We start from the raw sequence: 26,027 nt of genomic DNA, 5'->3' as shown, positions 1-26,027 counted from the left end.
TTTGATTTTACTGAAAATTAAGGGATATAAAGGAAGGCGATGATGGATACAATTCCTCAAATCAATTGCACATTTCTTAATGAATCAGCACTATATGCAGCTTATATGCCTTTTATAAAAGGAGGCGGATTATTTATCCGTACTAATAGCGATTATTTGTTTGGTTCAATGGTTAAGTTATTGATTAAATTAATAGATGAAGATGAACTCTACGTAGTCGATGGTAAGGTGATTTGGATTACTCCCAAAGGCGCTCAGGCTAATAAAGTACCTGGAATAGGGGTACAATTTATTGGTGAAAACAGCCGCTACCTGTGTAATAAAATAGAGACCTATTTAGCAGGTATGTTAAAATCCTCGCAATTAACCGATACAATTTAGAACGCATAATATTTAATGAGGGCATCCATGTTAGTTGATTCGCACTGTCATTTGAATTTTCTCGATTTAGCAGATTTCAATGATGATATAGCCAATGTACTGGCTCAAGCAAAAGCTAATGGCGTGCAGCATTTTTTATCTGTTTGCGTCGAATTAAAAGATTATCCACAATTAGAAAAACTTGCAGCAAAATATTCTAATATCAGCATTTCTGTAGGTGTTCATCCCAATACTGAAATGGAATATCCTGTTACAGCACAAATGCTATGTGATTTGGCGGTAAATCCAGCATGTATTGCCATAGGCGAAACAGGTTTGGATTATTATCGAACCCATACCGAAGAAGCTCAGGAGATACAGCGGAACCTTTTCAGAGAACATATAAAAGCTGCATTAAAATCTTCAAAACCCTTAATTATTCATACTCGCCAGGCGGCAGATGATACGATAGCATTAATGGGAGAAGAAAATGCACATCAAATTGGTGGCGTCATGCATTGTTTTGCTGAAAGTTTGGACATCGCACATAAAGCGATGGATTTAAATTTTTATATTTCATTTTCAGGAATTGTTACATTTAAAAATGCAATTGCACTTCAAGATGTAGCCCGTAAGGTGCCTCTAAATAGAATACTTATTGAAACGGATTCCCCCTATTTAGCTCCAGTGCCTTATCGTGGCAAACAAAATCATCCTGCACTTGTGAAGCATGTAGCCGAGGCTATCGCTGAGCTTCGTAATATGTCCTATGATGAAATAGCTGAAATTACTACGAATAACTTTTATACTTGTTTCAGATTGTAACTACATAGTGTTACTGGCGATAAATTGAGGATTAATTAATGACTCTGTACATTGGCTTGATGTCCGGAACAAGTATGGATGGTATTGATGCGGCTCTTGTTGATGTATCAACAAATACGCTGCTTTATGGAATTACTAAAAAATACAGTAACGAAGTAGTAATGCGGATGGAGAAGCTGCTTTCGGGTTCAGATTTAAGTGTCGCATCTATTTGTCAGCTCAATACCTTAATTGGAAGAGAATTTGCCTATGCAGTAAATGAATTATTACAGAAAGCAAAATTATCAGCCAGTGATATTTGCTCCATAGGGAGTCACGGCCAAACAGTATGTCATAATACTCAGTGCACTATTCCCTATACTTTACAGCTGGGATGTGCTCACACTATCGCTGCATTAACAGGTATCACGGTTGTGGCTGATTTTCGAACCCGTGATCTAGTGCTGGGGGGGCAAGGAGCTCCTTTTGCGCCTCTTTATCATTACAAATTATTTGGTAATGAAAATAATCATGTCGCTGTAGTGAATATAGGGGGCATCGCGAATATTACATTGATTAATGCAAATGAGCCAATTAAAGGCTGGGACGTAGGCCCTGGAAATTGTTTAATGGATGCATGGATCATGAAACACCAGGGAAAATCTTATGATGCTAATGGAGTATGGGCGCGGCAAGGTAAAGTTATCGAACCTCTTCTTGAAATGCTAATGTCTGATTCGTTCGTTAATTCGCCATCCCCCAAAAGTATAGGAAAAGAATACTTTTCTTTATTATGGTTAGAGGGCCATTTAAAAGAACAGTATCAACCTGCAGACGTACAAAAAACTCTGCTTGCATTTACTGCTAAAACAATTGCGGATACAGTATTAAATGAACAAAATCATGCTGAAACAATGTACTTATGTGGAGGAGGCACTCATAATTCTGCTTTATTGCATATGTTGATTGAATTGTTGCCTCAAACCAAGGTAAAAAGTATTGCTGAAATAGGCCTTAGCCCTGATTACTTGGAAGCAATGATGTTTGCTTGGCTTGCTGAACAAACGATAAATCAAATTCCAGTGGATTTATGTACTATTACTGGCGCACGACAACCAGCAATTTTAGGTGCGATCTATCCTGTTATAAAATGATGTGAAAGAAAATCACCGGCCTAAGTAAGCTGCAGTAGAATCAGGAGTTGAAATAGTTATTTTTCTGCCTGTTGACCAGGTTTTGTATCTCAAAATGAAAAGCGAAAAAGCACTGTATTTGCTTGTCTAGCAAGTTTATATTGACAAAATAAATATGTATAGGCTTAAATGTGGAATTTCAAACGGAGTGACCTTAAATTGAGCGCACATTATTCTAAAAGTACAAGTCAAGGAACGGGCACAAGTCTCGTAACTGCTTATTTTATATTTTTTCTCGCGGCATCATTTTATTTATACGAATTCATTTTGCAAGTAGCACCCAGCGTTATGGCGGAATCCATGATGAAAACTTTTGGGGTCACTGGACAAGGATTTGGAGTTATATCTGCATTTTATTTTTATGCTTACGCGCCCACGCAAATACCTGCTGGTGTCTTATACGATCGTTATGGTCCGCGAAAATTAATGACTTTTGCAATTATACTATGTGCGCTTGGATCTGCTTTTTTTGCTTCAACAGACAGTGTATTCACTGCGTGTATCGGCAGGTTCCTTATTGGTATTGGCTCCGCATTTTCTTTTATAGGTGTGCTGGTTCTTTTATCGCGATGGTTTCCTCCATATTATTTTGCCATTTTGGCAGGAGTTGCCCAATTGATGAGTTCGGTTGGTGCCATTTTTGGTGAAATGCCTCTTGCCTACTTAATTCAGGCTGTGGGGTGGCGGAATGCAAGTTTTATCCTTTCGATTATTGGCTTTATTTTAGCCGCATTTTTTTGGTTGTATATTCGAGATTATCCGCACCAGAAAAGTCAATCAGTTCCTGAACATTACCTACGCGATGAATGGAAACGACTTATTGCAGTGTGCAAACATGGTTATACTTGGATAATAGGCAGTTATGCGTTCACAATCTGGGCTCCAATTGCAGTTTTTGCCGCACTCTGGGGAGTTCCATATTTACAAGAAAAATTTCAAATAAACTTAGTTGCTGCTTCAGGATTATGCAGTATGATTTGGATTGGAATAGGTGTGGGGAGCCCTCTCTTAGGATGGTTCAGCGATAGGATTGAAAGCCGACGTATTGCTCTGATTATTAGTGCATTTTTAGGATTATTTGCCACATTGGTCCTATTGTATTTGCCTGGATTGTCTTATGGATGGGCGCCCCTTGTTCTCTTTGTACTGGGTTTAGGAGCAGGTGGACAAACGGTAAGTTTTGCAGTGGTCAAAGAAAATAACCCTCCTGAGTTTGTTGGTACTGCTTCAGGTTTTAATAATCTTTCAGTTGTGTTAGGTGGTGCGATATTTCAGCCCTTAGTAGGTTACATATTACAGCATACTAACTTATGGCATGTAGTGGATGGGGCGCATGTATACAGTGTTGAAAGTTACCAGGTTGCCTTAATGGTAATGCCAATATGCTTTTTAGCCAGTTTGCTTATTGCAAGCTTCATTCTTAAAGAGTCACATCCAGCACATCAGAAGCAGCACTCATTGTAATTGCTTAGCTCATCTTTTCAATTCAGGAAGAGGTGAGCTTCAGCACTCTTAAACTTCTAAAAAGGATGTGCATACACTCCCTAAGTTATCTGTATCGCTTTTCTCTTCTTTATTCTTTGATGCAAACCATAATAAAGCACATTTGTCTTTATAAAAAATATAATTTGCTTCATGTAATCTGCTTAAATACTTTTGTTTGGCATAACCTTCATAGCATTTTTCCTCTTTTGCAATTCGATTAAATTTCTCTTCAAAAGCATTAAATTTAGCAGCTAGAAATTGAGCTGCCTCTGAAGAATCCCACGAACTCGTTAAGATCTTGGTAATGTTATTAGGTGAAGTAAAAATATGCTCATCAAAAGAATCAAATAGAATATTCCATAAGCTTAATGATTCAAACATTCCTTTGATTTGTGAGATCGTTTGTATAAATTGGCAAACACTTTGCGCATGCAATTGCAAAATACCTTCTTTTAGAGCTTCTTCTAAAAGAAAAAATTGAATCGTGTGAGCCCATTTTCCATGTGCTGGACCAGCCCCCGCATCTGCAGCTAAATAACCATTTTTTAATAGAATATTATTAAAAAGATCAGCAGTTAATTCACCATGCAAAATGGGTGTGTGTTTGGGATACTTAAAACCAGGGCTAGTTTCAAATTCCGTACTAATCTCGGAAGAGGTTGGTGTATTAAAATGATTTTTGCTTCCCCAATCATCGAAAAACTGGCGCAAAGATCTATTTTCTTCTTGGTAAAATAAGAAATATGCAGTTACGAACTTTTTTAAACCCCGTAATACCAATTCTTCATTGCAGAAAAATTTCCAGACTGCAATAACATCTTCTTTTACATTTTTGTTTAAGTCAGTATAGCCTAAATCTTGTAAGTATTGTTCATAATTATTCGTATCTTCCTTTCCAGTTTGTATGAGTTCAACAGTCATGATTTTTCCTTTGAAAATACAGCTATATTTCGATGGCAGGTGTTTTATAGATTAATTAGATTGCGCATAATTTAAGTCATACCGAATTAAATGGTAATTATTTAGTGCTGCTCATGTCAAATACTTGATGTGTATGATGTTTATTTAGATAAAAATGAGGTGATTTATCAAATAGTATCTGCAGTAATTGCTTTTATGCCAATACAATAGCACGTAATGTTCCAGCAAATGCAGGAGGTAAATGAGTATCTTGTCCCGGAGTAGGTATGTATGAAAGTGCAGGTTCAAGATATATATTGTTCATTATTTTTGCCTGATAATAAATTTGATACATTAACTCAGAAGAGCGATTTGTAATCCTATGATTGAGCCAAGCAAGAGAAAATCCTGTTCCAAGTGAGTCTCCTTCACGATTTGCAATAAGGCCAAATACAGTCAAACCTGCACCAATGGATTGTTTCATCGGTAAAACGCTGGAATTATTGATACTGTATTGATAGAACGCAGAAATTCCACTAATGTCATATCCAGGATGACGATACCATAAGCGCTGGGAACCAAATAGATAAGCACCTGTTGCTCCCTTTTCTGTAAGATCGTGCTGGCGAATTAATCCTGTTTGATGCCATACACCTATTCCCGCAGTACCTGGACGATGATTTTTGCCTACAACCCAGGCTCCACCGGTTTCACCAACCTGAAAATAATTTCCATTGAACGTTGGACCTGATAATCCTGTTTGTTTGCCACTGGCCAAATTGCCATCATATATGCCATAGGAAATGTACCATTGTGTAATAGGGGCTAATGTCATGGTAATACCATATGCGGTATTCGTATAGCCCGGCATTACCCCATCTACTGATGGATTGATGAAAATTGGAGTATAAATCAAGCTTGTCACAGCAGGGATATTGGGGGCATGAGAACTAAGTGATGCGGGCTTGATTACGTTATTAAAATCAAGTGTGGTGATCGTTTTTCCAATTCGAACAAACATTTTTTTGTCAAAAAGGGCTTGTCTATACCAAAGCGCATAAAGCTCGGATCGGTTAAAAGGATAAACATCTGGCAATGAATTATACCCTTGAATAATACCTGCTTGCGCATTGGTATTCTGAGCATTTTGTTGCAGAAACTGAGCGCTAAATAATCCTCCATTCCACCCATTAAACTGCTCCGTATCTACAGTAAGATCCAATAAAAGTACGCTATTGGATGTCACACGATCAGCATCTGAAATTCCTCCTGAAAACAATTCATTCGTATCACCTATCCAAGCACCTTGAAACATAATTCCATGATTATTTTGGATGCCTAGTTTTTCCTCTAAATAACGTTGAATAACGCCCGATCCAGTTGTCACATTGACCGCAGCTGGGTTAGAACTTATGCTCGAATTACTTGCTAAAGTTTTGGGGTTTGATATCGTGATCGTTGATTCTATAGGGACAGATTGTGATGCCTTGGAATTAGCAATAGTATAAATACTATCTAAGAGAATAAGTAAGGTAAAAAATAATAATTTGATCATATTTTTTCTTTTAAAAGCATAGACATGCACATGTTTTTCTTTACATCGTTCACCATATACTTTTCTCAAGCTGGATTCAATAATTTCTAGGACCTAAATCAACAATTGTTACAGGAATTGAGCCGTATCGAGTGTTCAAAAAAGTACAGATGGAACAAGGGGATATTCAGACTTGGAGGAAGCAATTTTATAAGCTTGTGGCTTTAATAGGTTCCTAGAAACTGCCACAAGCTTAAAAAAAATTTTGACGGACTAGCAGCCTGCACCTGACATTAATATTGCTGATGCAAGTTGGTCTTGGTTTACAATATAGGTTTTATCAGGAACAATATCTACCCAGTTTGTAAGTAAATCAGGCCCCTTTTTGCCAGTTGACCAAACCACTACTCTAAAGTAATTGGCATGATTAGGTAGAGTAAGCTTGATTTCCCCCTTTTGAGAGAGAATCTTAAGAGAACTTAAATCTAATTTTGAACCATTAATGATGGTTTTATTGCTTTCATTAATGGCCTCAGCGGATGTTACCCATTGCACTGCTATTTTGCCTCGATTATCTTTTGCAGGGTAATCTGTTTTATTATCAAGCACAATTTGAGTAGCAAAGGAAATTGAAGCCGTGAGGTATAAGCATAAGTAAACTGAGATCTTATTCATTTTTTTACCTAAAGGTTATTCAATAATTTTGCCTTCTTGAGGCACACAGGTTGCCTTTTCATTGATCTTAGGCGTTGCGAGAGGGAACTTGCCTTCAGCACTAAGTGTGGTCGCCTTCCCATTGTGCATGAACGTTTCTTTAGGAATATGAACAGCTACGTTTTTAATGACATTGACTGCTTCTGGAATCTTGAAATCACCTACCATGCTTAAAAATTGGTAACTTTCTTGCGGCGTGAACCCCTGGGTGCGTACTAAAAAGTCAATTGCATTCTTAGAGGCAAGCTGCATCGCTTCAAACAGGTTTTCATGTAAACCCATTATTATCCATTCCTCAGCATTTTCGACAATAGGCCATGTGAATAAACTGTTCCCATTTCGTTTGGTTTTATCAAATACCCCTTCAGCTTTTAAATCTTTTCTTACAATAAATTGGAGCGTGATTCCTTCATAGGAGGTCTCGAGTGCTGTGACATCAATCTCCCCATTACTCTGCATGGCATGTGAATCACCTGTCCAAACTAAAGCACCTTTTTGAAAAACGGGCAGATAAAGAATGGATCCTGCTTGCAGGCTTGGTTGGTCAAGGTTCCCCCCAAAGGGGCCTGGCGGGACTGAGTTGAACTGTCCTGGAACAGGTTGGCCCATATGAGTTTCTAAATTCACTGGCCATCCATCAGGCCAATCTCGAGGTGGAGCTACTGCGATAACTCCCGGAAAGGGTTTTAGGCGTAAGCATATGCCCTTGGTGAATTCCGTGGTGTTCTTTTCTTTATCATATTTGAAGTACATGATTCTTGGTTTAGTAAACTCTGATAAAATCCCTTGTGTAGGGCTTAAAAAATTATATCCGAAATCATTTAATTTGATATCTAACACTCGAATCTCAAGTACGTCTCCGGGCTCTGCTTCTTCAATATAAACAGGGCCGGTTAAGCTATGCATGCCACGTCTTTTTTGAATGTCATATTTTGTATAGAATTTTGCAACTTCAGCGGGTGTTGTTTTATTAAAGACCATTTCATGCAAGCAACTGTTCCAAGTTTCTAGAGATACGGAATCTCCAGAGTGAACTTTAACAACAGGTGTTTTATCCAGGGTAAATAGGCCAAGAGTTACTGTGTCTTTTGTGGCTGCGACTTTGTATGTTTCTGCCGAAACTGTAGAGAACAATGTGCTCGCTATTAATAAAGAGAACATTTGGATTTTCTTTAGCATTTCTTGTCCTTAAGAATGAATGTTGGCAATAGAGTGCGTCGAATAACTTAATAGATTTAATATGAATTTAATAAAAATTCAAGTCAGTTTAAAGTTGCCTGTTAAAAGAGTCATCACCCTAGTTAGTTTACATGAGAGACCTTTGTGCAAATATTTTTAAATCTATAGTGCCCTTAAACGGCTCAGGAGTAAAGAACAGCAAGATATGCTACGTGTTAGTTGTTGTCACTCATATCTCTTTATTTTCATCTGCGACTGGATCTTTAGGTAAAAAAGTTAATCCTATAAATATCAGGAATATGAATTGGATTGCGTTACAATAAAGCGCAAAATGAAGGTTATTGTGTTGTTTATAAAATAAATTGGCTATTTCTGTTCCTATTGCACCCACAACCATAACACATAGACTAACTAGTGCAGATGCGGTGCCTTTGCTTACCGGCGTTACAAAAAGACAGTATCTATTTAGAGGTGCATTAATCACACTCAGCGCAAAGAAGTAAATAATTATTCCAGGCAGCAAATAATAATAGGCATTCCCATAAAGAAAAGGAAGCAAAGAAGTTAAAACTGCCCCAAAAATCATGATAAAACAGCCTAAAAAAACTATTTGTTCAATTTTGTATTTGTAGGTTAATTTGTGTAAAAACCAATTGCCTAGAATGGTTGCACCAAATACAGGAAGTTGCCAAAGCCCATATTGAATTACTGTAAGTTTCGCCTCAACAATCAAAATGATCGGCGCTAATGCAATCCAGGCAATACAGGGAATACCCACTGTCCCGGCAGCTAAAGTACCAAAGCAAAACCTTTTATTGGTAAAGAGATCTTTATAGTTTTTAAATACTTTATGGGCTGAGAATTTGGTTTTAGGAATTAGTTCTCCATTCTTCTTTATTTGTCCTATAGGTTCTGGCATGTATCGCCACAATCCCCATAATGTAGCAAGAGCTCCAAACGCAATGGTCACAAAGATGTAACGCCATGAAGTATAATGAATGACTATGGCTCCGATGAGAGGACCTAATAATGGGGCAAGAATCGCAATATTTGCCATAATCGCTATTAAGCGAATCGCATCCATCTCTTCAAAAATCTCTTGGATTGTTGCATAGCCGATTACCCCAATAAAGCATAAGCCCATACCTTGAAAAAAGCGTGCAATCAAAAACTGGCTCATTGAATTAGAGCAGGCAATAAATAAAGTAAAAATAAAGAATAGGAATGCACCAAGCAGCATCATAGGCCTGCGCCCATAACTATCCGATATAGGCCCTAAAAAGATTTGCAGGCTTGCCCCTCCAAGAATATAAACACTCAAAGAGGTCGCTACAACAGATTCAGGCGCGTTAAAAGAATGAACAACATGAATCATGCCGGGCATAATCATGTCGTTGGCAATATAAGTTAAGAACTCATACATGACAAAAAAGCAGGTAAATATAAGTGCTTGTTTTTTTGATATAGGAATAAGGGGTTCAGCCATAACAAGACCCTTGTTGATTAATTTTTTCTTTAAGTGTACTACTCTGTAATTCTATGACTAATTTTTATATACTCTGTTGATGTTCAATTTTGCGAAACAATCTTATGAAATGGTATTTTTTTGGCGAAGACAGCGGCAAACCCAGAATTAATGAACATTTAATGATCTACATCCTTAGTCTACTTGATCCCGCTTCGCAGTTCAAGGCATCCCTTGTTAATCATCAATGGAACGAACTCGTAAAATTAGCCCAAAAATATATAAATTTATTGCCAACGATTCATCGCATTCCACTGCTTTCTAAGGTAGGCCTTGATGTATTAAGACTAAAATTAATGTCGGGAGGAATGACAAATACTGTATACCGAGTCCAATTGGGGCCCAATATAGCCAAATCGCTCATAAAATCTCCTGTTGTCAGTCCAGAGTTTATTGAGCGTAGCAAACCCCAACGGTGGGTATTACGAATCCCTGGAGAAGTATCATTATTTTCCGCATCACGTAAACACGAATTAGAAAATGCACGTAAGGCATCGCTTTTAGGTCTTAATGTGCCTATAGGACATTTTGCTCCAGATGGATTGCTATTAACTAAGTTTATAGAAAATGCTCAAGTTTTAGATGAAAAAACATTACAACGTGTTGACATATTGCAAACTCTAGCCGGTATGGCAAAAAAGTTACATACCTCGGAACGCTTTGATAATGATACTGCTGTTTTTGAACGTAATGAAGGATTAGTGGAGCGCTTGAAAATAAAAAATTTTGTTTTCCCCAAGGAAATGGATTTTGTAGTGAAACAGATGTTGTATTTGAAGAATTTGTTCTCTTCTTATGAAATTGAAATGAGTCCATGCCATAATGATTCAACACCATTGAACTACTTGATGTCGCTTTTGGGATTAAAGAAACAGGAGGTTTTTTATCAAATTGATTGGGAATATTCAAGCAATAACGACTTTATGTGGGATCTTGTTTATTTTGCAAGAGAAGCAAAACTCAGCAAAGAACAAGAGTTAATTTATTTAACTGCGTATTTTGGGAAAGAAAAGCTTACAGATTCAATCTTGGCATGGTTCAACGCGTATAAACCGGTTGTGGAGTGGTGGATAACTCTTTGGTCATGGACCCAATTGGCAAATGACGCCAAATCTGTGGGGAAGAATGAATATGAAAATTTGGGGAAAGAGCGTTTCGCAAAAACTTTGGATCTTTTACAAAGCGAAGAGTATAAGAATGCCCTTGCAGTTATTGAGGCAGATCGATTAGAGTCATCTTTTACTGGTCATCGATCTTTTACAATCTAAAATTGCGGCGTGGATGAATCATCTAAATCTATATACATCGTTGAAAGATCAGCTCGGCTTTACTCCGATATCCCGCCCCCACGGCTTGTTCGCGGAAACCACTGGCCCCAGCAGACAAGCCGCAGGGTGAGAGATGAGAATTTGTTTTATGCCATATGGTTTAAAAATTCTTGTAAATGTATTTTCTCTTGCTCGGAGCTTAAATATGTTTTGAGTAACTCCAATGCACGATGATATTCATCATATTGAAGTATGCCTCGCATCAGCTCAAATCGTAGAAAAACACAATAGGTATTGAGCACATCTGTCTCGCAATAATCGCGAATACTTTTTATTTGGCCTAATAAATAGTGTTCCCATACTTTAGAGCCACTCATACCCATTTTTCCAGGGAATCCAAGCATACTGGATATCTCGTCCAAGGGAGCAAAAGCTTTATTTTGATATCCTGCAATAACATCCATAAGATCAAGATGTCGATAATGGAATCGACTTAAGTAATTGTTCCAACGGAAATTTTGTTGATTTTCACCGTTTTCCCAATAAGTAGGTGCTGTAATCCCATGGAATAAGGAGCGATAGTGTAAAACCGGCAAATCGAAGCCACTGCCATTCCAACTGACTAAAGTTGGGGTATGTTTGTCAATTCCAGCAAAAAAACGAGTTATTAGTTCTTTTTCATCAGAGGACTCATCACCTAAAGACCAAACTTTTATTTGAGATCCGTGGCTCATAACTAAAGAAATAGCACAAATTTTTTGCAAATAATGAGGTAAAAAATCATGACCAACTTTGGCTCGACGTAAAGCAAACATCGCCTCTGCAGTATCCTTATCAGACAATCCATGCAGATCATATAAATTACGTCCAGTTTCAATATCAGGGATTGTCTCTATATCGAATACAAGAATAGTCATTGGCTTAACTTAATTTATCATGAATGAATCTATATCTTAACACGGGGTAATTCAGGGAAATAGTAATTTATTTTTTAAAATAACAACTTATTTTGAGTTCATCATTCGTGGATTGTAGTGCTTAAATTTGTTAAAATGATGTTTTTATTGTTTGGCTGCTCATGGACGCTCTATTACAAAATTTTAAGAAGTTGCGAATAGCCTTTTTGTTGTTTGCTTTGTTTCTTACTGCTTGTGTTAGCCATCCTCCTGCGGATGTCAATAACCTTTGCAATATATTTAGACAATATCCTAAATGGTATAAAGAGGCCAAGGATGTTGAACGCCGATGGAGGGTTCCAATTCCAGTGCAAATGGCTATTATCCATCAGGAATCAAAATTTAATGCCCGAGCACGACCTGCACGTAAAAAACTCTTCTGTCTTATTCCCTGGAAAAGACCTTCTTCAGCTTATGGATATACCCAAGCATTAGACGGTACCTGGAATCATTACAAACAAAATTGTGGAGGATGGTTTGCTTCACGCGGTGATTTTAGTGATGGTGTGGATTTCATTGGCTGGTATGCAAATGAAGCTTATAAAAAGGCAAGAATTCCGCGTACAGACGCTTATTCACTTTATTTAGCCTACCATGAAGGTATAGGTGGTTATCAGCGTAAAACCTATTTGAGAAAATCATGGTTAATCCCTGTTGCTCGCAAAGTAAAAGTGCGTTCACAACTTTATGCAGCGCAACTTAATTCGTGTAAAAAGAGGTTTGAATCACGATCCTGGTTTTAGGGGGTCAACAAGGTGGTAGCCTGGACGTGGCGAGGCGGAAACTAGGTTATATTTGAATTTATATGGTTTAATAAGTAATAATATATTCAGTAATATAGATTACTAAGGAGTTTTTTTAATGCGATTAATGCTTTTGGGTGGGCCGGGTGCAGGAAAAGGAACCCAGGCTTTGCGTTTGATAGAACGTTATCAAATTCCGCAAATCTCCACAGGTGATATGCTGCGTGCGGCTATTGCACAAGGAACTCCCTTGGGACTAAGTGCTAAAAAGATTATGGAGACAGGCGGTCTGGTACCCGATGACATTATTATTGGTTTAGTTAAAGAACGATTAAAAAAGAGTGACTGCGCCAATGGTTTTCTATTTGATGGCTTCCCTAGAACAATTGTACAGGCAAATGCTCTGAAGCAGGAAGAAATCTATTTAGATCATGTCATTGAAATTGATGTCGATGATGAGGAAATCATTAAACGAATCAGTGGGCGACGTATTCATCAACCTTCTGGTCGTGTTTACCATATTCACAACCATCCTCCAAAGCGCGAGGGAGTAGATGATATTACCGGTGAAGCTTTAATCCAACGCGAAGACGATAAAGAAGAAACTGTAAGAAAACGTTTAGAAGTTTATCGCAGTCAAACAGCACCTTTAGTCAATTACTATAAATCATGGGCTGAGAGTGGTACTCATGGTGCTCCTGAGTTTCATAGTATTAGCGGTACGGGTGATGTAGATGAGGTCTTTCAAAAAATTGTCAGCTCGATCGAAGCTAAGGAAGAAATATGGCCAGCCTCAATATAACTAATGCTGAATTCCAATCTTTAATTGATAAAAATGAAATTGTGTTTATTGATTTTTGGGCTGACTGGTGTGCTCCATGTAAGCAATTTTCTAAGGTTTATGAGCAAGTTGCTGAACAGTTTCCTAATATAAAATTTGCAAAAGTAAACATTGAAGCAGAGCAACAATTATCTGACTTTTTTGAAATACGCTCAATTCCTCATCTGATGGTTTTCAAAGAAGGGATTGTAATTTATTCAAATGCTGGCAGTATGCCAGCCTCTACGCTCAAGGAGTTGGTTGAGCAAGCAGTGGCAGTTGATGTCAGTGCAATAAAAGCGGAGCTTGAAGAAAAGGATGAGAAATAACTTGCGATAAGTATTTTGTAAGTTCTTTCTTTCCTGCTTCATCAATGATGATATCGAGCTTGGTTCGTCGCTTGAGTATATCATCACAGCTTTGCGCCCATTCTTCTAAAATCAAATAATCTACTTCAACTTGATAAAGGTAGGTACAGTACTTTTTCCCTAAGGATTCTCTACTATTACAAGGAGCAAGAAATAGTTCCATACGACTTCCATAAGTATATAAATAGCGCTGCAATAGGTCTTTATCCATCCATTTGTATTTCTCCTTAGCATATTGCGTATATTGCTCAAAATTCATTCCTTCAAAAACAGCCCCCGGCAAGGGAGTTGAGGCTGTCATCGAGGGGCCCATTTGTGGGAATGTTTGCAGCAGCTGATTAATGACATCTTCTGCCAATTGGCGGTAAGTGGTTATTTTACCACCATAAATTGTAACAATAGGCGTCGGTTTAAAATGTATTTTGTAGGAATAGTCACGACTTAAAGCGCTTGCTTCCTTGTTTTCATCGGCAAGTAAAGACCTAATGCCACTCCAAGTATAGATAATATCTTTTTCGGATATTTTGCATTCAAAATATAAATTAACTAATTTAATTAAATACTGAATTTCTTCATTACTAATACTTGCATTTCCTGGATTATCATCAGTTAACGGAATATCGGTTGTACCTATCATACTAAATCCGTGATAAGGAATAACGAAGATGATACGCTTGTCCTGATGTTGTAATAAATATGCGTGATTACCCTCATAAATTTGCGGGACAATAATATGGCTCCCCTTAATTAAACTAATTTTTTGTCGGTCTGGAGTTTGAGTAAGTTGTTCGACTGATTTAACCCATGGTCCCGCTGCGTTTACCACTGATTTGGCATAGAGTATATAGTTTGAGCCTGTTTTAGGTTGTACTGTTAATTGCCATAAATTATTTACAATTTCAGCATGAATTACTGTAGAGTACGTTCGTATGCTGGCTCCATGATTTTTCGCCTGAATTGCATTAGCAATGGTTAGGCGAGCGTCATCAGTGACAGCGTCATAGAAGAGGAATCCCATATTCAGTTTATTGATTAGGGCAGAAAAATATTCCTTTTTACTTTTTTTATAAATTACTTTGCATTTAGGCAAGCGATTTTTACTGTTTAAATGATCATAAATAAATAAACCTAAACGCAAAAACCAAGCGGAACGCATGTGTTTTTCATAGGGGAGAACCATGGCTTGAGGATGGACTAAATGCGGCGCTAGGTCTAAGAGTCTTTGTCTTTCGGTTATTGCTTTTTTAACCATTCCAAATTCATAATTTTCTAAATATCTTAACCCGCCATGAATGAGCTTTGTACTGCTTGAGGATGTTTTAGAGGCTAAATCATCTTGCTCCAGGAGCACTACAGACAATCCTCTTAATGCCGCATCCGCAGCACAACCACAGCCATTGATGCCGCCACCAATAATTGCAACATCAAAAACCGAATTCATATTTTGGTCTCCACAAAAAAAGTATACACTTACAATATACACATGGGATAAGGAACTCTGCAACAATGAATTATTTACTTGCGCTAGATCAAGGAACGAGCAGCACACGTGCCATGATATACACTGTTCATGGAGAATTAGTTGCCTCCAGTCAATATCCGCTCATGCAGTATTATCCTCAAGCAGGTTGGGTCGAACATGATCCGGAAGAAATATGGCAAAAAACTTTAACTGCAATGCGGGATGTGGTATCTCAAGTTACTGTAGATCACATAGTATCTTGTGGCTTAACAAATCAAAGAGAAACTACGGTAATCTGGAATAAAAAAACTGGTTTATGTCTTGCCCCAGCTATTGTATGGCAGGATCGTAGAACCGCTGAATATTGCCAGACTTTGGTAGCTGATGCATCCATGATTCAAGAGAAAACTGGTTTAATTCCCGATCCTTATTTTTCCGCAACTAAATTAAAATGGCTTTTAGAAAATAATCCTGAAGCAAAAATATTGGCAGATAAGGGTGACTTAGCTTTTGGTACCATTGATAGTTTCCTGATTTGGCGTTTAACCACAGAACATTTGCATTTGACTGATGTGACCAACGCGTCAAGAACGATGCTATTTAATATTAACGAAGAACAATGGGATTTAGATTTACTTAATTATTTTAAGATCCCTGAATCCGTTTTACCTAAAGTTTGTGCCAGTGACAGCCATTTTGGAATAATTGATAAACAGTGGCTTGGTATTGAACTACCAATTACAGGAGTTGCTGGTGATCAACAAGCTGCATTAGTTGGTCAATGCTGCTTCAAAATGGGAATGGTAAAAGCAACTTTTGGTACTGGGGCATTTTTATTACTCAATACGGGAGGTAAACCCGTATTATCACAACATAAACTTTTAACAACTATTGCTTATAAGATTCAGGGACAAACAACTTATGGACTGGAAGGAAGCATTTATCATGCTGGTACAGCTGTAAAATGGTTAAGAGACTCCATGAAACTGATTGACAATGATGATGAAACTGAGACACTGGCGAATTCATTAAGTGGAAATGAGGGGGTTTATCTCGTTTCCGCATTTACAGGTTTAGGTGCTCCTCACTGGCTATCAGCGCCTGGAGCATCCATAGTTGGTTTAAGTTTATCGAGCAATAGGGCGCATTTTGCCAGAGCTGCATTAGAAGGGGTTTGCTATCAAACTCGAGAAGTATGCCTTTGTATGCGAGAAGATAGTCAATTGGACCTATCACTATTACGCGTTGATGGTGGAATGTCTGTCAACGGATGGTTTTTACAATTTTTAGCTGATCAATGTCAATTAGAGGTCCAAAAACCCAAAAATATTGAAACAACAGCCCAGGGGGCAGCAATATTAGCGGCTTTGGGGTGTGGCGTTTTTAACTCTTTGGATGAACTGCATGCACGTTGGGATGTAGAGCAAGCGTTTATACCTCAAAGATCTTTAGAACAAGTGGAACTGGATTATCGTGGTTGGAGACAGGCTTTACAAAAAATAAAAGAATAAAGTTTATTCAGATTGGGTGAAAATAATTCTCAAAATACTCACATAGACATATATACGGCGTTTTTGTGAATCATTTTCACCCAACCTGGACTCAAATTAGACTTTTTCCAAAGTTTCTACACTGATTTTAGGGAACATCTCTGGTTTTTTCACCAGTATAAAGCTGACGAGGTCTACCAATTCTTGATTTGGTGGCAACCATCTCCATCCAATGACTCATCCAGCCAACAGTACGGGCTAGAGCAAAAACTACCGTAAACATATTGGTTGGAATTCCTATAGCACTTAAAGTCAGACCCGAATAAAAATCAACATTGGGATAAAGTTTTTTCTCAATAAAATAATCATCTTCAAGGGCAATGCGTTCAAGTTCCATAGCGAGTTTGAATAATGGAGCATCTTTTGCTCCCACAGCTTCCAAAACATCATAGCAGGTTTGGCGCATTACTTTTGCTCTAGGGTCATAGCTTTTATAAACACGATGGCCAAATCCCATTAATCGGAATGGATCATCTTTGTCTTTTGCTCGTTTGATGTAATGTTGAATGCGATCAACACTGCCAATTTCTTTAAGCATATTGAGACATGCTTCATTTGCCCCACCATGCGCAGGTCCCCACAATGCACCGATCCCTGCAGAGATGCATGCAAAAGGATTGGCACCAGTTGATCCAGCAAGGCGAACAGTAGAAGTTGAAGCATTTTGCTCATGATCCGCATGCAATATGAAAATCGTATCCATAGCACGTACTAGAACTGGATCTGGGGTGGATTCCTCTGTAGGAACGCTGAACATCATATGCAAGAAATTTTCGGCGTATGACATTTTATTTTGCGGATATATATAAGGTAATCCTATTGAGTATTTATAACTCATTGCTGCAAAAGTGGGCATTTTAGCAACCATACGAATTGCAGAAATAAAGCGATCTTCAGCATTATTTAAATCCATGGTGTCATGATAAAATGCAGATAGAGCACCAACCATACCGACCATAATTGCCATTGGATGAGCATCACGACGGAAACCGTTTAAGAACTGATACATTTGCTGATGTACCATAGTGTGGTTGTTAATTAAATTAACAAATTTCTTTTTCTCTTCAGCATTGGGCAATTCCCCATTGAGTAAAAGATAACTTACATCAAGAAAATCCTTTTTCTCAGCCAATTGCTCAATAGGATAACCACGGTAAAGTAATATGCCTTTATCACCATCGATATAGGTGATTTTGGATTCACAGGAGGCAGTCGATAAAAAACCCTGATCAAAGGTAAAGACGCCACGCGCACCCAGTTGCGTGATATCAATTACATCATTCCCTAATGTAGGTGTGTATACTGGTAATTGAAGCGGCTCTTGGCCTTCTAGGCTAAGTTTAGCTGTTTTTTTTGTCATTGCTTCTCCTGATAAAGGATTCATTTGAATTGTGCGTGGCACTATATACAAAATGAGCACTTACAGTCAATTTTATTATGGTTTAGAATTTCTAAGAATAACAGTAAAATATAATAAATTTCTCGCGTCAAGAAAGGGCGAAGACCTCACTTGCATTTTATCGTTTATCCTGACATTGTGCCATTTTCCAAGTCTACATTTTAGTTGAGATGATTTAATTAAATCCCTCTGTGTGGTATCCTTTATTATTAAAAAATTACCGTCAAGGATACCTCCAAACTATGGTTTATCTAGCTAAAGAAGTCTTGCCAGTTAATATTGAAGATGAGTTAAAGCAATCTTACTTAGATTATGCGATGAGTGTCATTGTAGGCAGGGCTTTGCCTGATGTTCGTGATGGATTGAAACCGGTTCATCGACGCGTGCTCTATGCGATGAGTGAATTAGGCAATGATTGGAATAAACCCTATAAAAAATCTGCGCGTGTGGTAGGGGATGTAATCGGTAAATATCATCCGCATGGTGACACAGCAGTTTACGACACTATAGTTCGCATGGCACAGCCTTTTTCGATGCGCTATCTTTTGGTAGACGGACAGGGTAACTTCGGTTCTGTAGATGGTGATGCTCCTGCTGCGATGCGATATACCGAAGTAAGAATGTCGAAGGTGGCCCATGCTTTATTGGCGGATCTTGATAAAGAAACTGTTGATTTTAGCCCTAACTACGACGAAACAGAATTCGCTCCTGTAGTTTTGCCATCACGTATACCTAATTTATTAGTTAATGGTTCTTCAGGTATCGCTGTAGGTATGGCCACTAATATCCCACCGCATAACCTTACTGAAGTCATCAATGCGTGCATTGCTCTGGTTGATGATCCTGAATTAAGTCTCGATGACATTATGGAAATTATTCCTGGTCCAGATTTTCCCACAGCGTCCATTATTAATGGCCGAGCCGGAATTATTCAAGGCTATCGTACGGGAAAAGGACGTGTCATCATTCGAGCGCGAACAGAAATTGAAACAGATGAAGATTCAGGGCGACAAGCCATTATTATCACGGAGCTTCCTTACCAGGTGAACAAGGCCCGTTTGGTTGAGCGTATTGCTGAGTTGGTGCGAGATAAAAAGATTGAAGGTATTTCTGGACTTAGGGATGAGTCTGATAAACAGGGTATGCGTGTCGTTATCGAACTAAAACGTAATGAAGTGGCTGAGGTTATTTTAAATAATTTGTATGCTCATACTCAAATGCAAAATGTATTTGGAATCAATATGGTTGCCTTAGTTGATGGCCAGCCCCGCACATTAAATTTAAAACAAATTCTTGAATATTTTATTAAGCATAGACGTGAAGTTGTAACCAGAAGAACTTTATTTGAACTGAAAAAAGCCCGTGCTCGCGCTCATTTATTAGAAGGGTTGGGAATTGCTTTAGCTAATATTGATGAAATGATTGCTTTAATTAAAAAATCACCAACACCTCAGGATGCTAAAGAAGCATTGCTTGCCAAATTGTGGCAACCTGGAATGGTTAAGGCGATGCTTGAAAAAGCAGGCTCCAACGCATCTCGACCTGATGATTTGGCCCCTGAATTCGGTTTAAGTGTTGATGGATATAAATTATCAGAAGCTCAGGCTCAGGCCATTCTTGAGTTAAGACTTCATCGCTTAACTGCCTTGGAGCAGGATAAAATTTTAGGTGAGTTTGAAGAATTATTAAAATTGATTCGCGAACTGTTGGAAATATTAGCTTCTCCAGAGCGACTCATGCAAGTGATTCGTGATGAGCTCATTGAAATAAAAACCCAATTTGGTGATGAACGTCGAACTGAAATCACAGCATCGCAAGAAGATTTGACAATGGAAGACCTCATAACTGAAGAAAACGTGGTGGTCACTCTATCGCATCAAGGGTATGTAAAATACCAACCGCTTACCGCATATCAAGCGCAACGTCGAGGCGGCAAGGGTAAATCCGCAACAAATGTTAAAGATGAGGACTTTGTTTCACGTTTGGTTATTGCAAGCACGCATGACACCTTACTTTGCTTCTCTAACCATGGAAAGCTTTATTGGTTGAAGGCTTATGAACTTCCCCTAGCCAGTCGAATTTCTCGTGGCCGTCCGATTATTAACATATTACCACTCGCTGAAGGTGAGGAAATTAATGCCATGTTGCCCGTTAGGGAATATCAAGAGGGCTATTATGTGTTTATGGCCACGAAAAAGGGAACAGTTAAGAAAGTGCCTTTAAATGCGTTTAGCAGACCTAGATCTAATGGAATTATTGCTGTTGACTTGGATGAAGATGACAGTTTAGTTGGGGTTGATATCACTGATGGCAGCAAGGATATCATGCTATTTACTGATGCTGGTAAGGTAGTTCGCTTTGATGAAAGCAAAGTGCGGCCTATGGGACGTACTGCTCGCGGGGTCCGAGGTATTCGCATCGAAGAGGGACAAGCAGTGATCTCCTTGATAGTAGCCCATTCTGATGGAACCATATTGACTGCAACAGAAAATGGATACGGTAAACGTACTTCAATCGAAGAATATCGGGTTTCTGGGCGTGGCGGACAAGGTGTAATATCCATTCAGGTAACCGAACGTAATGGGAAAGTTGTTCGCTCAGTACAAGTTACTGATAGTGACGAGGCTATGTTAATAACTGATAAAGGTACATTGGTACGCTTTAAGATCAATGAATTATCTGTAATCGGTCGAAATACACAGGGTGTTCGTTTAATCAATGTAAGCCCAGGTGAAAAAGTAGTCGGTATGCAAAAGATTGAAGATTTAGGTGAGGACTCCATTGAGTCCAACAATGAAACAGATACTGAAATTGAAATTGAAGTTGAAGAAAGCAGCGATGACAACTCGAGTTTATAATTTTGGGGCAGGCCCTTCCATGCTTCCTGAGGCTGTTCTTAAGGAAGCTCAGGAAGAGTTTCTTGATTGGCAAAATCTCGGTGTTTCTATTCTAGAGGTGGGACATCGTAGTCCGGAATTTTCGGCTCTATTAAATCATGCAGAACAGTCCTTAAGAGATTTGCTTTTTATACCTCAAAATTATCATGTTTTATTTTTGGGAGGAGCAGCCCGTACCCAATTTGCCATGATTCCAATGAATCTTTTAAATCCGGAAGAACAGGCAGGGTATCTGGTCACAGGGGTATGGTCACATATGGCTTTCTCTGAAGCAGAGCACTTGAAAAGAGCATATTGTATAGCCAGTGATGAAGAAAATGGTTATAAAACGATTCCTGAACCGAAAAACTGGAAAATAAAAGAAAATACATCTTACATTTACTATACGCCAAATGAAACTGTAAATGGGGTTCGCTTTCCTTATGTTCCTAACTCTAAGGGAATTACATTAATCGCTGATATGACGTCAGCCCTGCTTAGCGAGCCAGTAGATATCAAAAATTTTGGCTTAATTTTCGCTGGAGCACAGAAAAATATTGCTAATGCTGGATTAACCATCGTAATTATTAGAGATGATTTATTAGAAAGAATGCCTATTCCCCCTGTGCCAACGATGCTAAGTTATAAAATTCAAGCAGAGCATCACTCGCTTTATGCTACTTCGCCAGTTTTTAATTGCTATTTGGCTGATAAAATTTTTGATTGGATGAAAGCGCAGGGAGGGGTTGAAGAAATATACCGCTTAAACTGTGAAAAAGCTGCCAAATTATATCAATATTTGGACAATACAGATTTTTATACTACACATGTAAATCCTGAAGTACGCTCTATAGTTAATGTTTGTTTTTCACTCAAAAATGATAAATTAGAGAATGAATTCCTTCGATTGGCTCAACTCAGAGGTTTATATGCTTTAAAAGGACATCGATTAGTAGGTGGAATTCGCGCCAGTCTCTATAATGCAATGCCTATGGCTGGTGTTGATGCACTTATTGAATTCATGTCTGAATTTGCAAAGGAATATAGTCGGTGAGAATACATAATTTTATAAGTAAACCTGTTCATTCAATAAAAGGTGAGATCACTGTGCCTGGTGATAAGTCAATTTCTCATCGTTCCATTATTTTTGGTTCTATAGCTAAAGGAACAACAATTATCAATGGATTTCTCGATGGCGATGATTGCATTGCGACCCTAAAAGCGTTCCAGGCAATGGGAGTTACAATAGAGGGACCTGATGAACAGCAAGTGGTAATTTACGGTGTTGGTAAGCATGGATTAAAAAAGCCAGAAAAGATGATAGATTGCGGAAATTCCGGAACCAGCATGCGTTTATTAGCAGGATTATTGGCTGCGCAATCGTTTGATAGTCAATTAACCGGGGATGAGAGTTTATTGAAGAGACCCATGCTACGGGTTAGTAAGCCACTAACACAAATGGGTGCTGATATCACTACAGTAGACGGTAAGCCTCCGATTACAATTAAAGGCGGAAAAAAACTTACAGGGATCCATTATGTAATGCCTGAAGCGAGTGCTCAGGTAAAGTCCTGTATTTTATTAGCAGGGCTTTATGCTGAGGGTGAAACGCGAATTACAGAAATAGGTATAAGCCGTGATCATACAGAGTTAATGCTTAAAAACTTTTCTTATCCAGTACATCGTTCGAATAATACATTAATTATTAATTCAGCGTATGAATGTCTAGGCACAGACGTATATGTTCCTGGAGATATTTCGTCTGCGGCATTTTTCATTGTTGCAGCTTCTATCATCCCTGGTTCCGATATTCTCATTCGTAATGTAGGTCTTAACCCAACACGCACAGGGATAATTCATATTTTGTTAGAAATGGGAGCTAATATTACTCTTTTAGAGCAGCGACAGTTAGGTGAGGAGATGGTCGCCGATTTACGAATTAAACATGCACCATTAAAGGGAATTAATATTGAAGCAAACATGGTGCCACTTGCAATTGATGAGTTTCCTGTTATTTTTATAGCCGCTGCGTGTGCCCAAGGACAAACTTCGCTGCGTGGTGCAAGCGAGTTGCGTTTTAAAGAAAGTGATCGCATTGCTGCCATGGTTGATGGTCTAAAAAAATTAGGTATTCATGCGCAAGCATTGGATGATGGAATAATAATTGAAGGAGGAACGTTACATGGAGGTACTGTTGAGAGCAGAGGCGATCATCGTATTGCCATGTCTTTTGCAATCGCTGGGGCTGTAGCTAGTGATCCTGTTACTATAAAAAATTGTGTCAATGTAGCTACCTCGTTTCCTTTGTTTGTAGAAACTGCAAAGGAACTTCAATTACAAATAGAGGAAACTGTTGATAATGTACAATGACACTGTGCCTGTAATAACCCTAGACGGACCGAGCGGAACTGGTAAAGGAACGCTCTGCCAATTAATTGCAAAACATCTTAAATGGAATATGCTTGATAGCGGTGCAATTTACCGTGTTCTTGCGTACGCAGTCAGGAAAAACAAAATCGATTTTAACGAAGTGCATGCATTAACTGTACTCGCGCGCTCTCTAAATTTACATTTTGCATCCTCGGATGATAATGGAGCAAAAGTAATTTTGGATGATGAAGATATTAGTGCAGAAATTCGAAGCGAACAATGTGGTCAGGATGCGTCTCAGATTGCTGCTATCCAGGAAGTAAGACAAGCTTTACTCGATCGCCAACGTAATTTTGCCCAACCTCCGGGTTTAGTTACAGATGGTCGAGATATGGGTACGGTGGTCTTTCCTAAGGCAATTTTAAAAGTTTTTTTATATGCAAGTGAAGAGGAAAGAGCAAATAGACGTTATTTACAGTTGAAAGAAAAAGGAATTAATGTTAGCCTCGCGCAGGTTGTAGAAGAATTGGCTAAACGTGATGTAAGGGATACTGCTCGTACGCATGCGCCATTAAAGCCTGCAGAAGATGCAGTGCAAATTGATACAACCAGATTATCCATTGTACAAGTGTTTAATATTGTATTAAAATTAATTAATGAACGTTTGTTTAATGCTTAATGGTTTGTTGGGGGAAAGATGAGTGGAACTCATTCTTTCATTTTTTTACTAAAGAGTTTATTAACATGTCTGAAAGTTTCAAAGAATTGTTTGAGCAAAGTATTGCCGGTGCTCAATTTTATCCAGGTGCCATTATTAATGCCAAGGTTATCGGTATCGATAATGATTATGTCATTTTAAATGCCGGTCTAAAATCCGAAGGTATTGTACCTAAAGAAGAATTTTATGATAAAGATGGTGCGTTGGAAGTTAACCTAGGCGATACCGTTGAAGTTGCTTTAGATTCTGTAGAGGATGGCTACGGTGAAACGCTCCTTTCGAGAGAAAAAGCGAAACGTCAGGAAGCTTGGCGTAAATTATCTAAATCACATGAAAACAATGAAACAGTTACCGGTCTTATTTCTGGAAAGGTCAAAGGCGGATTTACTGTTGAAATTGGTACTATACGCGCATTCTTACCTGGTTCATTAGTTGACGTCAGACCTGTAAGAGATCCTTCTTATCTGGAAGGCAAAGAGCTTGAATTCAAAGTAATTAAAATGGATTTAAAGCGCAATAACATTGTTGTATCACGCCGTGCAGTCGTTGAAGAAGAAAGCAGCGCTGACAGACAGGCATTGCTCGAGTCCCTGCATGAAGGTCAAGAACTCCATGGTATTGTTAAAAATCTTACCGATTATGGTGCATTTATTGACTTGGGTGGCATAGATGGCTTATTGCATATAACTGATATTTCATGGAAACGTGTAAAACATCCAAGCGAAGTATTATCCGTTGGCCAAGATGTAAAAGTGAAAGTATTAAGTTTTGATAGCGAAAGAAATCGTGTTTCTTTAGGTATGAAACAATTAGGTAACGATCCTTGGGTTGATCTAGTAGAGCGTTATCCTATAGGCAAAAAATTACAAGGCAAAGTAACGAACATTACAGATTATGGTTGCTTTGTTGAAATAGAAGAGGGCGTAGAAGGCTTAGTTCACATGTCAGAAATGGATTGGACCAATAAAAACGTACATCCAAGTAAAGTAGTATCTCTAGGGGATGTGGTTGATGTGATGGTTCTTGAAATTGACGAAGAAAGACGCCGTATTTCTTTGGGAATGAAGCAATGCGTTGGTAACCCATGGCAACAATTTGCTGCAAGCCACTCTAAAGGTCAAAAAGTAAGCGGTAAGATTCGTTCAATTACCGATTTTGGAATATTTATCGGCTTGGATGGAGATATTGATGGCTTAGTTCATTTGTCTGATATTTCCTGGACTGTTCCTGGTGAAGAGGCTGTAAAACAGTTCAAGAAAGGTCAAGAGATGGAAGCTGTTATTCTTGCTATAGATCCTGAGCGTGAGCGCATTTCTTTGGGTATTAAACAGCTTGAAGGTGATAATTTTGCAAGTTTTGTTGATGAGTACACCAAAGGCGCTATCGTAAAAGGTACTGTTGTGGCCGTAGATCCTAAAACCGTTACTGTAGCATTGGCAGATGACATTACTGGCACTATTCGTGTGAGTGAACTATCAGATGAACGTGTTGATGATGCTACTACTCTTGTCAAAGAAGGCGACGAGATTGAAGCAAAAATTATGAACGTTGATCGTAAAAATCGCTCAATTACTCTTTCAGTAAAAGCGAAAGATGCTCAAGATGAAGCAGATGCGATTAAGAAATATTCCAGAACGGAAGGTGCTTCAACAACCTTAGGTGATTTGCTGAAAGAAAAAATGGCAAGCAAAGAGAGTGATTAATCTCTTTATTGCCAATTAGTTAAGAAAGCGTAGATCCTTCTACGCTTTTTTTTGTTTGCATATTTTAATAGCCTGAGTGACGCGAAGTATAACTTAGGTT

22 protein-coding genes are annotated in these 26,027 nt (G+C 38.4%); 14 read left to right on the top strand and 8 right to left on the bottom strand.

The window, feature by feature from the left end; translation table 11 throughout:
• Positions 1 to 42 precede the first annotated feature (42 nt).
• The 4 genes from LXO92_RS11895 to LXO92_RS11880 all read left to right on the top strand — a co-directional run bounded on the left by LXO92_RS11895 (position 43) and on the right by LXO92_RS11880 (position 3,821).
• Entirely contained in the window at positions 43 to 381 is a 339-nt protein-coding gene (locus tag LXO92_RS11895; RefSeq protein WP_182352828.1) for a PilZ domain-containing protein, read from the top strand.
• Between the two features lie 27 nt (positions 382 to 408).
• On the top strand, positions 409 to 1,185 hold the full coding sequence (locus LXO92_RS11890; RefSeq protein ID WP_182349800.1) for a TatD family hydrolase: 777 nt from the start codon (positions 409 to 411) through the stop codon (positions 1,183 to 1,185).
• A gap of 38 nt (positions 1,186 to 1,223) precedes the next feature.
• Entirely contained in the window at positions 1,224 to 2,318 is a 1,095-nt protein-coding gene (locus LXO92_RS11885; protein ID WP_182349799.1) for an anhydro-N-acetylmuramic acid kinase, read from the top strand.
• Between the two features lie 198 nt (positions 2,319 to 2,516).
• Entirely contained in the window at positions 2,517 to 3,821 is a 1,305-nt protein-coding gene (locus LXO92_RS11880; protein ID WP_182349798.1) for an MFS transporter, read from the top strand.
• 48 nt (positions 3,822 to 3,869) lie between these two features.
• Here the strand turns inward: LXO92_RS11880 and LXO92_RS11875 are convergent, their stop codons facing one another.
• The 5 genes from LXO92_RS11875 to LXO92_RS11855 form a co-directional block, all read right to left on the bottom strand.
• Positions 3,870 to 4,763 carry a LirA/MavJ family T4SS effector gene (locus LXO92_RS11875; RefSeq protein ID WP_232891030.1) on the bottom strand — a complete coding sequence of 298 codons (894 nt, stop codon included), beginning with the start codon at positions 4,761 to 4,763 and terminating at the stop codon, positions 3,870 to 3,872.
• Positions 4,764 to 4,956: 193 nt separating this feature from the next.
• Positions 4,957 to 6,297, bottom strand: coding sequence for a carbohydrate porin (locus tag LXO92_RS11870; RefSeq protein WP_340163007.1), 1,341 nt, complete (start codon positions 6,295 to 6,297; stop codon positions 4,957 to 4,959).
• 252 nt (positions 6,298 to 6,549) lie between these two features.
• Positions 6,550 to 6,951, bottom strand: coding sequence for a hypothetical protein (locus LXO92_RS11865; RefSeq protein ID WP_232891028.1), 402 nt, complete (start codon positions 6,949 to 6,951; stop codon positions 6,550 to 6,552).
• A 15-nt stretch (positions 6,952 to 6,966) separates the two neighbouring features.
• Positions 6,967 to 8,169 carry an acetamidase/formamidase family protein gene (locus tag LXO92_RS11860; protein WP_182349796.1) on the bottom strand — a complete coding sequence of 401 codons (1,203 nt, stop codon included), beginning with the start codon at positions 8,167 to 8,169 and terminating at the stop codon, positions 6,967 to 6,969.
• 229 nt (positions 8,170 to 8,398) lie between these two features.
• The gene (locus tag LXO92_RS11855; RefSeq protein WP_232891027.1) at positions 8,399 to 9,655 is read right to left on the bottom strand and encodes an MFS transporter; all 1,257 of its coding nucleotides are present in this window, start codon (positions 9,653 to 9,655) and stop codon (positions 8,399 to 8,401) included.
• A gap of 104 nt (positions 9,656 to 9,759) precedes the next feature.
• Here LXO92_RS11855 and LXO92_RS11850 point away from each other — a divergent pair, with 104 nt between their 5' ends.
• A complete protein-coding gene (locus LXO92_RS11850) occupies positions 9,760 to 10,962 on the top strand; it encodes a phosphotransferase (protein ID WP_182349794.1) in 1,203 nt (400 codons plus the stop codon).
• Between the two features lie 146 nt (positions 10,963 to 11,108).
• Here LXO92_RS11850 and LXO92_RS11845 read toward each other — a convergent pair whose 3' ends face one another.
• Positions 11,109 to 11,879 carry a 3'-5' exonuclease gene (locus tag LXO92_RS11845; RefSeq protein WP_182349793.1) on the bottom strand — a complete coding sequence of 257 codons (771 nt, stop codon included), beginning with the start codon at positions 11,877 to 11,879 and terminating at the stop codon, positions 11,109 to 11,111.
• 161 nt (positions 11,880 to 12,040) lie between these two features.
• Here LXO92_RS11845 and LXO92_RS11840 point away from each other — a divergent pair, with 161 nt between their 5' ends.
• From LXO92_RS11840 to LXO92_RS11830, 3 genes are all read left to right on the top strand, one after another.
• Positions 12,041 to 12,661 carry a transglycosylase SLT domain-containing protein gene (locus tag LXO92_RS11840; protein WP_182349792.1) on the top strand — a complete coding sequence of 207 codons (621 nt, stop codon included), beginning with the start codon at positions 12,041 to 12,043 and terminating at the stop codon, positions 12,659 to 12,661.
• Positions 12,662 to 12,779: 118 nt separating this feature from the next.
• Positions 12,780 to 13,463, top strand: a complete 684-nt coding sequence (adk, locus tag LXO92_RS11835) for an adenylate kinase (RefSeq protein WP_182349791.1) — start codon at positions 12,780 to 12,782, stop codon at positions 13,461 to 13,463.
• The gene (locus LXO92_RS11830; protein ID WP_182349790.1) at positions 13,445 to 13,810 is read left to right on the top strand and encodes a thioredoxin family protein; all 366 of its coding nucleotides are present in this window, start codon (positions 13,445 to 13,447) and stop codon (positions 13,808 to 13,810) included. Before adk ends, LXO92_RS11830 begins: the two co-directional genes overlap by 19 nt.
• Here LXO92_RS11830 and glpD read toward each other — a convergent pair.
• Complete coding sequence (glpD, locus tag LXO92_RS11825) at positions 13,767 to 15,290, bottom strand: glycerol-3-phosphate dehydrogenase (protein WP_182349789.1); 1,524 nt, start codon at positions 15,288 to 15,290, stop codon at positions 13,767 to 13,769. The genes LXO92_RS11830 and glpD overlap by 44 nt on opposite strands.
• 65 nt (positions 15,291 to 15,355) lie before the next feature.
• Between glpD and glpK the strand changes: the two genes are divergently transcribed.
• A complete protein-coding gene (gene glpK / locus LXO92_RS11820; RefSeq protein ID WP_182349788.1) occupies positions 15,356 to 16,822 on the top strand; it encodes a glycerol kinase GlpK in 1,467 nt (488 codons plus the stop codon).
• Between the two features lie 127 nt (positions 16,823 to 16,949).
• Here the strand turns inward: glpK and gltA are convergent, their stop codons facing one another.
• Positions 16,950 to 18,221 (bottom strand): citrate synthase, encoded by a 1,272-nt coding sequence (gltA, locus tag LXO92_RS11815; protein WP_182349787.1) that lies wholly within the window; start codon positions 18,219 to 18,221, stop codon positions 16,950 to 16,952.
• A gap of 281 nt (positions 18,222 to 18,502) precedes the next feature.
• Between gltA and gyrA the strand changes: the two genes are divergently transcribed.
• The 5 genes from gyrA (at position 18,503) to rpsA (ending at position 25,927) form a co-directional block, all read left to right on the top strand.
• Positions 18,503 to 21,118: a DNA gyrase subunit A gene (gene gyrA, locus LXO92_RS11810; RefSeq protein ID WP_232891026.1), complete on the top strand. Its 2,616-nt coding sequence runs from the start codon at positions 18,503 to 18,505 to the stop codon at positions 21,116 to 21,118.
• The gene (gene serC, locus LXO92_RS11805; RefSeq protein WP_182352826.1) at positions 21,099 to 22,190 is read left to right on the top strand and encodes a 3-phosphoserine/phosphohydroxythreonine transaminase; all 1,092 of its coding nucleotides are present in this window, start codon (positions 21,099 to 21,101) and stop codon (positions 22,188 to 22,190) included. The genes gyrA and serC overlap by 20 nt, the downstream gene beginning before the upstream one ends.
• Entirely contained in the window at positions 22,187 to 23,506 is a 1,320-nt protein-coding gene (gene aroA / locus LXO92_RS11800; RefSeq protein WP_370529162.1) for a 3-phosphoshikimate 1-carboxyvinyltransferase, read from the top strand. Before serC ends, aroA begins: the two co-directional genes overlap by 4 nt.
• The gene (gene cmk, locus LXO92_RS11795; RefSeq protein WP_182349785.1) at positions 23,496 to 24,185 is read left to right on the top strand and encodes a (d)CMP kinase; all 690 of its coding nucleotides are present in this window, start codon (positions 23,496 to 23,498) and stop codon (positions 24,183 to 24,185) included. The genes aroA and cmk overlap by 11 nt, the downstream gene beginning before the upstream one ends.
• Positions 24,186 to 24,250: 65 nt before the next feature.
• Positions 24,251 to 25,927: a 30S ribosomal protein S1 gene (gene rpsA / locus LXO92_RS11790; protein WP_182349784.1), complete on the top strand. Its 1,677-nt coding sequence runs from the start codon at positions 24,251 to 24,253 to the stop codon at positions 25,925 to 25,927.
• The last annotated feature ends 100 nt before the right edge of the window (positions 25,928 to 26,027 follow it).

Origin of the sequence: Legionella resiliens (genome assembly GCF_021344005.1) — a bacterium.
In the GTDB taxonomy this organism is placed as follows: Bacteria; Pseudomonadota; Gammaproteobacteria; order Legionellales; family Legionellaceae; genus Legionella; species Legionella resiliens.
The sequence above is the reverse complement of the archived record's forward strand: the minus strand, read 5'-3'. Positions and strand labels throughout refer to the sequence as shown.